The organism is Spongiibacter sp., assembly GCF_984394615.1.
In genome coordinates this window covers 1-14,243 of record NZ_CFHTQA010000029.1, presented here as the reverse complement: position 1 = coordinate 14,243, position 14,243 = coordinate 1, and the positions used below count along the sequence as shown (strand labels likewise).

The 14,243-nt window shown below is 58.6% G+C and carries 10 protein-coding genes; 8 read left to right on the top strand and 2 right to left on the bottom strand.

Annotation, left to right across the window (positions count from 1 at the left end; all coding sequences use genetic code 11):
- Positions 1–219: 219 nt before the first annotated feature.
- From AC5DB9_RS11530 to AC5DB9_RS11510, 5 genes are read left to right on the top strand one after another with little or no spacing between them, the layout of a single operon-like run.
- A complete protein-coding gene (locus AC5DB9_RS11530; RefSeq protein ID WP_272994078.1) occupies positions 220–1,593 on the top strand; it encodes a CmpA/NrtA family ABC transporter substrate-binding protein in 1,374 nt (457 codons plus the stop codon).
- A 20-nt stretch (positions 1,594–1,613) separates the two neighbouring features.
- The gene (locus tag AC5DB9_RS11525; protein ID WP_374961914.1) at positions 1,614–2,618 is read left to right on the top strand and encodes an ABC transporter permease; all 1,005 of its coding nucleotides are present in this window, start codon (positions 1,614–1,616) and stop codon (positions 2,616–2,618) included.
- A gap of 23 nt (positions 2,619–2,641) precedes the next feature.
- A complete protein-coding gene (locus tag AC5DB9_RS11520; RefSeq protein WP_022960320.1) occupies positions 2,642–3,481 on the top strand; it encodes an ABC transporter ATP-binding protein in 840 nt (279 codons plus the stop codon).
- 21 nt (positions 3,482–3,502) lie between these two features.
- Positions 3,503–4,648 (top strand): alginate export family protein, encoded by a 1,146-nt coding sequence (locus AC5DB9_RS11515; RefSeq protein WP_272994079.1) that lies wholly within the window; start codon positions 3,503–3,505, stop codon positions 4,646–4,648.
- Positions 4,649–4,651: 3 nt separating this feature from the next.
- Entirely contained in the window at positions 4,652–5,902 is a 1,251-nt protein-coding gene (locus AC5DB9_RS11510; RefSeq protein WP_272994080.1) for an NAD(P)/FAD-dependent oxidoreductase, read from the top strand.
- 107 nt (positions 5,903–6,009) lie between these two features.
- On the opposite strand, the gene nirD is transcribed toward AC5DB9_RS11510, so the two are convergent.
- Both nirD and nirB read right to left on the bottom strand, forming a co-directional pair.
- Positions 6,010–6,336, bottom strand: coding sequence for a nitrite reductase small subunit NirD (gene nirD / locus AC5DB9_RS11505; RefSeq protein ID WP_022960317.1), 327 nt, complete (start codon positions 6,334–6,336; stop codon positions 6,010–6,012).
- Entirely contained in the window at positions 6,336–8,915 is a 2,580-nt protein-coding gene (gene nirB, locus AC5DB9_RS11500) for a nitrite reductase large subunit NirB (RefSeq protein ID WP_272994081.1), read from the bottom strand. Before nirB ends, nirD begins: the two co-directional genes overlap by 1 nt.
- Before the next feature lie 479 nt (positions 8,916–9,394).
- On the opposite strand from nirB, the gene AC5DB9_RS11495 reads away from it, so the two are divergent.
- Genes AC5DB9_RS11495 through AC5DB9_RS11485 form a run of 3 tightly spaced genes read left to right on the top strand, consistent with a single transcriptional unit; the run spans position 9,395 to position 14,170 of the window.
- On the top strand, positions 9,395–12,058 hold the full coding sequence (locus AC5DB9_RS11495; protein WP_272994082.1) for a nitrate reductase: 2,664 nt from the start codon (positions 9,395–9,397) through the stop codon (positions 12,056–12,058).
- Between the two features lie 11 nt (positions 12,059–12,069).
- Positions 12,070–12,834, top strand: a complete 765-nt coding sequence (gene cobA, locus AC5DB9_RS11490; RefSeq protein WP_272994083.1) for a uroporphyrinogen-III C-methyltransferase — start codon at positions 12,070–12,072, stop codon at positions 12,832–12,834.
- Between the two features lie 46 nt (positions 12,835–12,880).
- Positions 12,881–14,170 carry a nitrate regulatory protein gene (locus AC5DB9_RS11485; RefSeq protein WP_272994084.1) on the top strand — a complete coding sequence of 430 codons (1,290 nt, stop codon included), beginning with the start codon at positions 12,881–12,883 and terminating at the stop codon, positions 14,168–14,170.
- The last annotated feature ends 73 nt before the right edge of the window (positions 14,171–14,243 follow it).

Genomic DNA, 14,243 nt, shown 5'->3' with positions numbered 1-14,243 from the left:
AAAAACATCAAATCAGCACAGATGTCGGCATTTTTATAGAAATTAGCCACAAAATACTAAGCCAACAGAATATTGGCACAAGCCTTGAATAGTTGTGAGCGGGTTTCAACGTAGAAACCGCCGTTATCCAACAGATATTCAGCAAAGGCGCTGCCGACGAGATTTCGTCGGCGCGCCTTTTTTTTGCCCGCATTTTTGTGGGCCCTAAAGGGGGACACTATGCCTGGCTTCAAGGCCCTACACCGCCGGCTCCGCTGCTGCGCAGCACTGGTGATTGCACTGACTTCAACCGTGGCAGTTGCCGAAGATTACCCGGAGAAAGAAGAATTAACCTTCGGGTTTATCAAGCTCACTGACATGGCGCCACTGGCGGTGGCCTATGAAAAAGGCTTCTTCGAGGACGAAGGCCTGTACGTGCGGCTAGAGGCCCAGGCCAACTGGAAAGTGCTGCTCGACCGCGTCATCGACGGTCAGCTGGACGGCGCACATATGCTGGCTGGTCAGCCTCTGGGGGCTACCATCGGCTACGGTACACAGGCGCATATCATTACTGCATTCAGCATGGATCTGAACGGCAACGCCATTACTGTTGCCAACCGTGTTTGGGAGCAGATGAAGCCCCATGTGCCCACGCGTGAAGACGGCAAGCCTCAGCATCCGATCAGCGCGGCCGCACTGAAACCCGTGGTGTCGGACTACGCCAAGGCCGGTGAGCGCTTCCGCATGGGGATGGTCTTCCCGGTCTCTACCCACAACTATGAACTGCGTTACTGGCTGGCGGCCGGCGGGATTCACCCCGGTTATTACGCGCCGCAAAAAGGCGATAACTCCGGCCAGCTCAATGCTGATGTACTGTTGTCAGTGACGCCGCCACCGCAGATGCCCGCCACCCTCGAAGCCGGCACGATTCAAGGCTATTGCGTGGGTGAACCCTGGAATCAGCAGGCGCTGTTCAAGGGGATCGGTGTGCCGGTCGTCACCGACTACCAGATCTGGAAGAACAACCCTGAAAAGGTGTTTGGTGTCAGCCAGACCTGGGCGGAAAAATACCCCATTACTCACCGCAAAGTGGTCAAAGCGCTGATCCGCGCTGCCGCCTGGCTCGATGAGAACGACAATGCCAACCGCGACGAAGCCGTGAAGATGCTCGCCATGCCGCGCTATGTCGGTGCCGACCGCGAAATCATTGCCAACTCCATGACCGGCAGCTTTGAATTCGAGAAGGGCGACCGCCGCGACGCCGCCGACTTCAACGTTTTCTTCCGCCACTTCGCTACCTACCCCTACTACTCTGATGCCATCTGGTATCTCACCCAGATGCGCCGCTGGGGACAGATTGCCGAGGCCAAACCCGATAGCTGGTACATGGACATCGCCCGCAAGGTATACCGTCCCGATATCTACGCCGCTGCCGCCAAAGAGCTGATCGCAGAAGGTGTGCTGAGCGCCAGCGACTTTCCTGACTTCGATACCGAAAGCGGCTTCAAGCCACCGCAAGCCGACTTTATCGACAACATCACCTACGACGGCAGCAAGCCCAACGCCTATCTGGAGAAATTCCCGATTGGCCTGAAAGGCAAAGAAGCCCTCTGAGGGCTGGGGAGAAACTATCCATGATTAACGTCTCGACACTGCCCGCCTGGCTGGAGCCCTTGGCCAAAATGGCCAAGGGAGAAAACCTTGTCCAGAACAGCCAGATGCTGTTCAGTCGGCTGCTCATTCCGCTGGCGGGTATTCTGGTCTTTCTCATGCTCTGGCATACCGCGGCCAGCAATATCGACACCTCGCTGGGTAAATTCCCCGGTCCCGCCGAGGTTTACCATCAGGCTCAGGGGCTGATCAGTGAACACGAGCGGGAACGGGAGCGCGCTGCCGCGTTTTATGAGCGGCAGGAAAAACGCAATGCCGAACGTGTGGCGAAAGACCCCAGCTACGAGCCCAAAATTCGCGACTACACCGGCAAGCCGACCTTTTTCGATCAGATCGGCACCAGTCTGATAACGGTGATGAGTGGCTTTGTGCTGGCGTCACTGCTCGCGATTCCGCTCGGCATTGTTATCGGCCTCAACAGCAGCCTGCACAGCGCCTTCAACCCGCTGATTCAGGTCTTCAAACCCATTTCACCGCTGGCCTGGCTGCCGCTGGTCACGATGCTGGTCTCGGCGCTGTATGTCAGTGACGATCCGATGCTGCCCAAGTCGTTTATCACCTCGATGATCACTGTCATGCTCTGCTGTCTGTGGCCCACGTTGATCAACACTGCCGTAGGTGTGGTATCGATTCCCGATGACCTCGCCAACGTCAGCCGCGTGCTGCGTCTGAGCTACCTTGAGCACGTGCGCAAGATTGTATTGCCATCGGCCATTCCAATGATTTTCACCGGTCTGCGACTGTCGCTGAGCATCGCCTGGATGGTACTGATCGCCGCCGAAATGCTGGCGCAAAACCCGGGACTGGGGAAATTCGTCTGGGACGAATTTCAGAACGGCAGCTCATCATCACTCGGCCGCATCATGGTCGCGGTGCTCACTATTGGTCTGATCGGCTTTCTGCTGGACCGCGCCATGCTGATGTTGCAGCGACTCGTGTCTTGGGACAAAGCCGCCACCCTGCGATAAGCCAACAGCGAGAGGACAACATCATGGCATTACTCGAACTCAGCGATGTCGGCATCGAATTCCCGACACCCAAAGGACCTTTTTGCGCCCTGCAAAAGGTCAATCTGAAAATTGAAAAAGGCGAGTTTATCTCGCTGATCGGCCACTCCGGCTGTGGCAAGTCCACCGTGCTGAACATTGTCGCCGGCCTGCACCAGGCGACCGAAGGTGGCGTGGTGCTGAACGGAAAGGAAGTCAACGAACCCGGACCGGAGCGCGCGGTGGTCTTTCAAAACCATTCGCTGCTGCCCTGGCTCACCGCCTATGAAAACGTTGAGCTGGCCGTCAAGCGGGTCTTCAAAGGCAAAAAGACCCGGGCCGAAATGCGTGAATGGATCGAGCATAACCTCGAGCTGGTGCAAATGGATCACGCGCTGCATAAACGCCCGGACGAAATCTCAGGCGGTATGAAGCAGCGGGTCGGCATTGCCCGGGCACTGGCCATGCAGCCGGAAGTATTACTGATGGACGAGCCCTTCGGTGCACTGGACGCCCTGACCCGCGCCCACCTGCAGGATTCGCTGATGCGCATTCAGCGCCAGCTCAACAACACCGTCATCATGATTACTCACGATGTGGATGAAGCCGTACTGCTGTCCGACCGCATTGTGATGATGAGTAACGGCCCCGCCGCGAGCATCGGCGAAATCCTGGACATCGGCCTTCACCGCCCCCGCGACCGGGTCGGTCTGGCCAATGATCCGCTGTACAACCAGTACCGCCAACGCGTGCTGAGTTTCCTCTATGAAAAACAGCGCTCACCAGAAGCGCAGACCCCGGCACCACAAACCACCCAGCCAAAAAAGTGTGAAGCCGCGGCCTAGGCCGCCAATGGAGACAACACCATGAAATACACGCTCTCTCTCTGCGCAGCAGCCCTGCTGTGCAGCCAGCCGAGTCTGGCCGAAATATCGGATTTGGGCAGCTTTTACAGCGATATAAAACTGCGTTACGAACATGCCGACATCGACGATCCGGCCGACAATGACAAAGCCGACGCCGCGCTTGCCGATATCGCCGTAGGTTTCAAAAGTGCTGAATACGCCGGTTTCAGCGTACTTGCCGAGTACGAGGCCGGCGTCCTGGCCCTCGATGATTTCGCACCGGAGAATCCCGGCTACGACGTGATTGCCGACCCTCAATTCAGCGAGTGGAATCGCGCGCAACTGCAATACAAACAAGGCGGTTTTCAGGCTGTTGTCGGCCGTCAGCGGCTGATCTTCGACAATGCTCGCTTTATCGGCAACGTCGGCTGGAGAGCCAATGAACAGACCTACGACGCGGCGAGCCTGCGCTACCAGCAGGGCAAGTTCACCGTTCAGTATGCCTACATTGATGAAGTCCACAGCATTCTGAAAAAATTTGACGCCGATACCGACAGCCATTTGCTGAATGCCAGTTATCAATTTGAGACGCTGTCTATCGGCGGCTACAGCTACCTGCTGGAGGACGACGACAGCGGTGCAAGAAACGACACGACCGGTCTGCGCATCGACGGCAGTGTCGTCCTCGGCGACCAGAAACTGACGTATCGTGCGGAATATGCCCAGCAACGCGCCGACACCGGGGGCGCCGACTTTGATGCCGATTACCTCGTTGCCGACATTGGCACGTCCGTGTCCGGCGTCAGCCTGACCCTCGGCAACGAGCGTCTGGGCAGCGACGACGGCCAATACGGCTTTCAAACCCCGCTGGCCACCAAACACGCTTTCAACGGCTGGGCGGATGTGTTTTTGGCGACACCCGCCAACGGTCTGGATGACCGCTACCTGAAAGTCGGGGGCAAACTGGGCAAGGTCAAGCTGGCCGCCCACTACCACGACTTCGCCGCGATGGAAGGCAGCGACCGCTACGGCGATGAAATCGACCTGCTGGCCACCATGAAGCTGGCCGAGCGCTACACCGTGGGCGCCAAATTCGCCGACTACAGCGCCAAAGACCTGGGCAACAACACTCGCCGCTTCTGGCTGTGGCTGCAATTCAGCCTGTGAGCAATGACTGAGCAACTGTCCTCCCCCGCCAGCAACCGCCTGCTGATTATCGGCAGCGGCCTGGCGGCCAACCGCCTGCTGGAAGAGCTCGACTTTCAACATCCCTTCAGTGAAATTCTGCTGCTGGATGACGAAGGCGTTGCGCACTACAACCGCATTATGCTGTCACCGCTGCTGGCGGGCGAGGTCTCACTCGACACCATCACTCCACACGACGAGCACTGGTATCGGGCCCGGCGCGTTCGGCGCCTGTCACCCTGGCCGGTCAGTCGCATCGATACGCAACAGCAACGCGTTTATGCCGAAAATGGCGACACACTGTGCTACGACCAACTGGTGATTGCCACCGGCAGTCGCAGTGCCTTGCCCGCCCTGCCCGGCATTGATCACCCGGCCGTTTACGGCTTTCGCTCACTACGCGATGTCGACGCCCTGCTTCGTGAGGGAGAACAGGCCAAGCGCGCGATCGTCGTCGGCGGCGGATTACTGGGCATAGAGGCGGCGGTGGGCCTGCGTCAACGTGGCCTGTTCGTCACCCTGCTGCACCGCAATCCAGTGTTGATGAACCGGCAATTGGATAGTGAGGCCGCCGCACTGCTGTGCGATGCGCTGGCGCAACGCGGCATTGAGGTGATGACCGGCGTTAGCCCCACTGCCGTTCTGCATAGCGCGAGCGGCGAACTGCGCGGTCTGGCGCTGAACCGGCAGGGCGTCATGCGGGAATTGGATGCCGACTTACTGGTCTTCGCCACAGGCATTCACGCCAATACCGAGCTCGCGCAGCAGGCCGGATTGACGGTGAATCGTGGCATTGTCGTCGATACGGCCTTGCAAAGCAGCGCCGAGCGGGTCTTCGCCATTGGCGAATGCTGCGAGTTTGATGGCAATAGCTACGGCCTGGTCGCCCCCATCTGGGATCAGGTCCGGGTCCTCGCCGCGCAGCTTCGCGGTGACCACGCCGCACGCTACAGCGAACGGCAACACCTGACGAAACTGAAAGTCTCGGGGCTGGATGTACACAGCATGGGACAGTTTATTGCCGAACCCGGCGACGATTGTCTGTGTTTGAGCGATCCGGCGCGGGGCGTGTATAAAAAACTGCTGTTGCGAAACTCCAAACTGATCGGCCTTCTCTGCCTAGGCGATATACGAGACAGCCTCTGGTATGCCGAGTTACTGGAGTCCGGGCAGTCAGTCGCACCACTGCGTCAGCAGTTGCTGTTTGGCCGCGCCTATTGCGACGACATCGCCTGACCCCTCTTCCACCGGCAATCACTCCCCTTCTATCTGATCCACCGGCTATCGCTATCCTGCGCCCATAAAAAAGGCCCCCGAAGGGGCCGTCAAGCACGCATTGGAACTCAGTTTGCAGCGACTTCGATACGCTCGCCTGTCAGTCGCACCGGGTAAGCGCGGACCGATTTCTCGGGCGCTTCCAGACACTCGCCGCTACGTAAATCAAAATGCTGTTTGTACAATGGCGACGCCACCACCTTGCGCTCGCCAATAGAGCCGACGATGCCGCGGGACAGCACATTGGCCTCACCACAGGGGTCAAAATTGCTGATGGCATAAACCTCGCTGTCTCCAAAGCGAAATACCGCCACCTGCTCATCGCCCAACAGGGCACACACACCGGTGTCGGGCACAATATCCGAAACGGCACAAACATCTATCCAGGCAGTCATTAGCGCAACTCCACAGCAAGTGATTCGGGGTTTTCAGAATGAGTATCGGCCGCACGGCGTTCCGCACCGGTGGCTGGGCGGCGCTGGCCGCGCTCGCGCACGTACTGCAAGCGAGAATCGGCAGCATCGGCATTCACGAAGTGTCGGAAACGCTTGCGCTTCTCGGGGTCTTCCACCGTGGTTTTCCACTCGCATTGGTAATTGGCAATCACACGGGTCATCGAGGCTTCCAATTCCTCGGCAAGTCCAAGGCTATCGTCGATGACCACCTCGCGCAGATAATCGAGCCCGCCTTCAAGATTCTCCAGCCACACCGAGGTGCGCTGCAGGCGGTCAGCGGTGCGAACATAGAACATCAATACCCGGTCGATATAGCGAATCAGCGTGTCGTCATCCAGCTCGGTGGCGAACAGATCGGCGTGGCGAGGGCGCATACCACCGTTGCCGCAAACATATAGATTCCAGCCTTTTTCGGTAGCGATCACGCCGATGTCCTTGGACTGTGCCTCGGCACACTCCCGAGTACAGCCCGACACCGCAAACTTGAGTTTATGCGGCGAGCGCAGGCCCTTGTAACGCTCTTCAATGGCAATCGCCATCGACACCGAATCCAGCACACCGTAGCGGCACCAGGTGCTGCCCACGCAGGATTTCACCGTGCGCACCGACTTGCCGTAGGCGTGGCCGGTTTCAAACCCGGCGGCAATCAGCCGCTCCCAGATGTCCGGCAGCTCGTGGAGCTGGGCGCCAAATAAATCCACTCGTTGACCGCCGGTAATCTTGGTGTACAGATCGTAGTCCCGCGCCACTTCGCCGAGCACAATCAAACGCTCCGGGGTGATTTCGCCCGCCGGCACGCGCGGCACAATGGAATAGGTACCGTCCTTCTGCATATTACCCAGGTAGATGTCGTTGGTGTCCTGCAGCGGCATCAGCTCGTCTTCCAGCACATAGGCATTGTGCAGGGAGGCCAGAATAGAACCGATGGTCGGCTTACAGATTTCACAGCCATGACCGCTACCGTGAGCCGCCAGTACCTCGTTGAAACGGGTATAGCCTTTAACGCGAATCAGGTCGGCCAGCTCGCGGCGCGTATAGGGGAAGTGCTCACAGAGATCGGTGTTCACCTCCACACCCAATGCAGACAGCTCACTGTCCAGCAGTTGTTTGACCGACGCGGCGCAGCCCCCGCAGCCGGTGGAGGCCTTGGTCAGGGCTTTCAATTCGCCCAGCTCGTGGCAGCCCCCCTCAATGGCGGCGCAGAGGTCGCCTTTGCTGACATCGAAGCAGGAGCAAATCTGCGCGGTGTCCGGCAAGGCGGCCAGCCCGATCGACGGTGCAGCCCCTACATCATTGGGCAACAACAGGGCGGCAGGATCACCGCCGATGGGCATCTTGTTCAACATCATTTGCAGCAGTGTGGTATAGCTGTCGACGTCGCCAACCAGTACCGCACCGAGCAGTTGCTTGCCATCGGCAGAGACGGTGAGACGCTTGTAAACATCGGCGCGCTCATCACTGAACACGTAGCTGACCGCACCCTCGGTGCGCCCTTGCGCATCGCCAATCGACGCCACGTCCACGCCCAGCAGTTTCAACTTGGTGCTCATATCAGCGCCCTGAAACTGGCTTGACGCCTCGCCGCCACTAATTGCCGCTTCGATATGCGCCGCTGCCACCCTCGCCATCTGATAGCCGGGAGCAACCAGACCGAAGATGCGTTGGTTCCACAGGGCGCATTCGCCAATGGCATAGATATCGGCGGCGGAAGTCTGGCAGTAGTCGTCGATCACAATGCCGCCCCGCTCACCGATCGCCAGCCCGGTTTCGCGGGCCAGATCATCCCGTGGGCGGATGCCCGCCGAAAACAGGATCATGTCGGTTTCCAGTTGGCTGCCATCGGCAAACTGCATGCAGTAGCGGCTGTTCTCTCCGCCGGTGATTTCCTGGGTATTTTTGCCGGTGTGCACCTGCACCCCCAGCGCTTCGATCTTGCTGCGCAGCCTGGCACCACCGCCCTCGTCGAGCTGCACTGCCATTAGCTGCGGCGCAAATTCCACCACATGCGTTTCCAGTCCCGCCTGTTTCAGGGCATTGGCGGCCTCCAGACCGAGCAGACCACCGCCGACCACCACACCGGTTTTCGACACGGCGGCGGATGCAGAAATCGCCTCAAGATCTTCGATAGTGCGATAGACGAGGCAGTGCGGCTGGTCTTTACCGGGAATCGGCGGCACAAAGGGATAGGAGCCCGTCGCCAAGACCAGCTTGTCGTAGTCTTCCTGGCGGCCCGAGGCCGTGGTAATGCGTTTCTGGGTGGTGTCGATCTGCGCGACACGGTCGTCAGTAACAAAGCGGATACCGAGCGCCGCATATTCCTCTGCATCTCCCATGGCAAGATCATCTGCCGTGGCACCAGAAAAATAGCTGCTTAGCTGTACTCGGTCGTAGGCGAGGCGGGGTTCTTCGGAAAAAACGAGCAGGTCGATGTGCTGCGCGTGCTCAGAACGAGCGAGGGTAGTAAGGAAGTTGTGGCCAACCATTCCGTTGCCGACAACGACAATGCGCATCTTACTCATGGCGTCTCTCTCTATTTAGCAGGTCATGGGTTCATATCTCCTATGTGTTGCGTCGCTGCTCTACCAGAGTGAGGCGCCATTGCCACAAATGGTATCGACAGGGTTTAAGCAATAGCAGTGCCAGTTGGCCAGATTTGTCCTAACTCCCCTGTTTTGCAATGTAAATGGCGTCAGAGGCGCTTTCACTGCAGCGCCAGATACGCACTCGTATCAGGCACAACATGCAAAACATGCCCAAAAAACAGGCACACACCCCCCTCAAATGACCGCTTCCGGCGCAATTTGGATGGCTTTTCGGGATGAATAAAGCTGGCACTGTTCTTGAATATTCACCAGCAGGAATATCAGCGATGGTGTTCTGGTACCAATGTAGGTACCCCGGATTTTCTTCTGTTTGATAGAGCATTGGCGCTCGCAGCTTTAGCTGCGAGCGCCTTTTTTTTGCCTGTTTTCAGCAGCGCACAACGAGAGCACAAGCCATGACGACCGACACCACCACAAGCCATACCACCTGTCCCTACTGTGGCGTGGGCTGCGGCGTTGAGGTATCGGTGTGCGATGGTCGTGTTCAGCCGGTGAAAGGCATCGACAACCACCCCGCGAACTATGGTCGGCTGTGTGTGAAAGGTTCGGCATTGCATGAAACGCTGGACCACGACGAGCGCCTGCTTACCCCGCTGATTCACGGCGAGCCCGCCAGCTGGGACGCCGCCCTGCAAACCGTTGCCGACAAGATGAAGCAGGTGATCGCCGATCACGGCCCGGATGCTGTGGCCTTTTATGGCTCTGGGCAGCTACTCACCGAAGACTACTACGTTGCCAACAAGCTGATGAAGGGCTTTGTCGGCAGCGCCAATATGGACACCAACTCACGGCTTTGCATGGCCTCTGCGGTAGTCGCCCACAAACGCGCCTTCGGCAGCGATACCGTCCCCGGCTGCTACGAAGATTTGGAAGCCGCCGACTTGCTGGTACTGGTCGGCAGCAATACCGCCTGGGCCCACCCGATTGTTTACCAGCGCATCGCGGCAGCCAAGGCCGCCCGCCCCGAGATGAAGATTGTGGTGATTGATCCACGACGCACCGCAACCTGTGATATCGCCGACCTTCACCTGCCGATCAGGCCCGGCAGTGATACCCTGCTGTTTAACGGTTTGCTGCGCTACCTGCACAACGAGCGGGCCACCGACGAAGCCTTTCTTCAGCAACACTGTGAAGGCTGGGAAACGGCACTAAGCGCCACACAGTATGATGAGCAGCTTGCACAAACCATCGGCGTCACGCCCTCCGCGCTTGCTCAGTTCTTTCACTGGTTCAAAGAAACACCGCGCACCGTCACCGTATTCTCCCAAGGCGTGAATCAGAGCCGCGATGGCAGCGACAAAGCCAACGCCATTATTAATGTCCACCTGGCGACCGGCCGCATCGGCAAACCCGGAGCCTGCCCTTTTTCGATTACCGGCCAGCCCAATGCGATGGGTGGCCGGGAGGTAGGGGGACTCGCCAATCAATTGGCTGCCCATATGGACTTCGGCGACGATGACGCAGACCGAGTGCAGCGCTTCTGGCAGTCACCGAATATCGCCAAACACGCGGGACTGAAAGCCGTTGAGCTGTTTCAGGCCGTCGCCGAAGGGCACATCAAATTTCTGTGGATCATGTCCACCAATCCACTGGTAAGCATGCCCGATGCCGACACCGTGCGCACCGCCCTGCAGCACTGCGAGATGGTGGTGGTATCGGATTGCATGCGATACACCGATACCACAGCGGCCGCCGACATCCTGCTGCCAGCCGCAAGCTGGGGGGAGAAAAACGGCACCGTGACGAATTCAGAGCGCCGCATTTCCCGGCAACGTCCTTTCCTGAACGCGCCGGGTGAGGCCCGCCCGGACTGGTGGATCGTTTCTCAGGTCGGTCAGCGTCTGGGCTTTAGCGATGCCTTCAACTACCAACATCCCGTCGATATCTTTGACGAGCACGCCCGTCTGTCGGGCTTCGAAAATCACGGGCAGCGCGACTTTGACCTATCGGGCCTCATCGGGCTTTCCCAAACCGACTACGACGCGATGCTGCCGGTACAGTGGCCGGTCAATGCCAAATATCCTCAAGGCCGTGCGCGCTTTTTCGACGACGGCCGTTTCTATACGCCGAGTGGAAAAGCCCGGCTGATTCCCGTTCGTGCACAGGCACCGCTTTCAAGCAGTGGTGACACACTGCTGTTAAACACTGGCCGCATCCGCGACCACTGGCACACGATGACCCGCACCGGCAAATCGGCGCGACTCACCCAGCACAGCCCTGAGCCCTACGTGGATATGCATCCCATCGATGCTGCACAGCGGGGCATTATCGATGGCCAGATCGTCGCGTTGTCGAATACACAGGCCCACACCCTGCTGCGTGTTCGTATCACCAAGGACGAGCGTCAGCGCCCCGGTGAGCTGTTTGCACCCATGCACTGGACCAGCCGCTATGCCAGTCGCGCACGCGTCTGCACGCTGATCGCCAGTGATCGCGACCCGCACTCCGGCCAGCCAGCGCTGAAAGCCGGTCGCGTGGACGTCTCGCCCTACCCGGCACGCTACTACGGCTTTCTGCTCAGCCGCAGGGATATCGGCCCATTGCCCTGCGATTACTGGGCCTATAACCGAAGCGCGGATTACCACGCCTACGAACTGGCAGATGCGGGCAGTGCCGACGGACTTCTCCAGACCCTGCAGCGTCAATTTCCGGGGATCGAATGGCTACATGTCCACGACAACGCTGAACAACACTATCGGCTCGTTGGCGTTGAACAGGGCCAGCTGCAATGTCTGCTCTTCACCCACCGAGACCACCGCGTAGAGCTGGGGAACCGGCGTTGGCTGTTGGAGTGTTTCACGTCGACGTCTATCAGCGACCCGGAACGACTGGCGCTGCTGGCCGGGCGACCAAGGGAAGGCAGTCAGGACAGTGGGGCCATTATTTGCTCTTGCTTTCAGGTGGGAGAAACCGCCATTCGGCAAGCAATTGCCAACGGCTGCGACACAACGGCCGCGCTCGGCAAGGCGCTGAAATGCGGCACGAATTGCGGCTCCTGCCTGCCTGAGCTCACCGGCTTGATTGAGACGCAGTGCGCGATCACCGCCGAATCTGCATGAGGAACAACACCATGATGACTGGACCGAATCAACCCACACATTCCGGCAATCGCGTCTGGCTGGTAGGCGCTGGCCCCGGCGACCCGGAGTTACTGACGCTGAAGGCCGTTCGCTTGATCGAGTCTGCGGATGTTGTGCTCTATGACAGTTTGATCAGCCCGGAGATTTTGGCCTATATCCCCAGCTCCAGTCGCCGCGTCCACGTTGGCAAACGCTGTGGCGCCCACAAACTGTCGCAAGAGGAAATCAATCGTCTGCTGTACCGCTGCGCAAAGAAATATCCTCGCGTAGTGCGATTGAAAGGCGGCGATCCCTTTGTATTTGGTCGCGGCGGTGAAGAGATGGACTACCTGCAGCAACGCGGCATTACCGTCTCCATCGTGCCCGGCATCAGTGCCGCCATTGCCTGCGCGGCGGCGGTGAATATCCCCCTCACCCATCGGGACTGGGGCAACTCTCTGATTCTGGAAAGCGGCCACCGTCAGCAAGCGCCTGCACCGGACAATGCCCAGCTCCCGACACGGGTGTTTTACATGGGGCTGCGGCAAGCGGCCTCTATTCAGGCACGTCTGCTTCAAGAAGGCTTGCTACCACAAACACCGGTGGCCCTCATCCTCAATGGCAGCCGACCCAACCAGCAATTACTGTGCGGTCGACTCGACGCACTGCCGACATTAGCGGCACAGGCGCAAAATGACGATGCCGGACTGATCATCGTGGGTGACGTCACGCGCTTCGCCAAACCCGCTGCACAACTTGATGAAGCCGTCGCCTGAGGGCCTTTCTGCACTCGGCAAAGCCAACTAGAATGGAGGTGCCACTATGACCAATACGCAACCCCGGCCAGAATCCATGTCAGCCAGCCAGTTAAGCAGCCAGGACTTTTTGCTTGCCGCCAAGCAGGCAGAAATCCACTCTCTCAAACAGCTGGAACTCAGCTGCGGCCTTGTCACACACGTGACCGCACTCATACACGAACTTCAGCGCGAGCGTGGACTCAGCAATATCTACCTGGTCTCTCGGGGATCGCGGGGCGGCGATACACGGGCGCAGCAGCTCGGCTTAAGTACCTTTGCCGTAGATGCCTTTCGCGAAGCACTGGACAGCCTTGAACTGAATTCCATGACGAGCGCGGCCACGCTGCTCAACCGTATCGCCGTGGTTTTGCACCGGCTCGACAGTTTGGACGCCCTTCGCCAGCAGGTTAACGCAAGGGAAATCGCCGCCGCCAACAATACCGATGAATACAACCAGCTGATTGCCGACCTGCTGGCGCTGATCTTCGAGGCAGCAGATATTTCCGGCGACCCACAAATTACCCAGGCTCTGGTCACCATGTTTAATTTTTTGCAGGGTAAAGAATATGCCGGACAGGAACGCGCATGGGGAGTGATTGGTTTCAGCGCAGGCGAATTCAGCAAAAACATCATCGACCGACTGAACGGCCTGCAGTATGCGCAACAGCGCTGCCTGGATATTTTTAGCGATGTCGCCAGCACTGACGCCCTGCACTGCTGGGAATCCCAGACCAATGACAGTAGCTACTCAGAGCTGGCGCGCATGCGCCAGATGATTCGACGCTACGAACCCGGCGAACAGCTGCCCACCACAATGGCCGAGATCTGGTATGAACTGACCACCCACCGTATTGACGCCATGCAGCGCTGCGAACAACGTCTGGCTCAGGAGCTGCTGACACTCTGCGAGGCGAAGATCGACGCCGCAGAAATGGACCTGCAGCAGCATCACCGTCAACTGGCAACGCTCAGCGACACCGTACCGCTATCCTCGCTCGGCGATGAAGACGATAACGCCGACACGACGCTCAGTATTGGCCCCGGCGTCAATGTGCGGGTCGCCCGCAGTATTTTCGACCTGGTGCAGCATCAGGCCGAACGTCTTCGCGAGCTGAACGATGCGTTGGGGCAGGCCCGGCAGACGCTGGAAGAACGCAAACTGATTGATAAAGCGAAGGGGATTTTGATCAAGTCACGCAACATCACTGAGGAACAGGCCTACCGACAGCTACGCGAGGCGGCGATGAGCAACAATAAGCGTATGGTCGATGTTGCTGCCAACGTGATCAGTGTGGCGGAAATGCTGGATGGCTGACGCGGTGATAAACCGCCTTGTCCCGTCCTGACATAGGTTGTCAGGTTTCAAGGAGCCGCTTCCGTATAGGAGG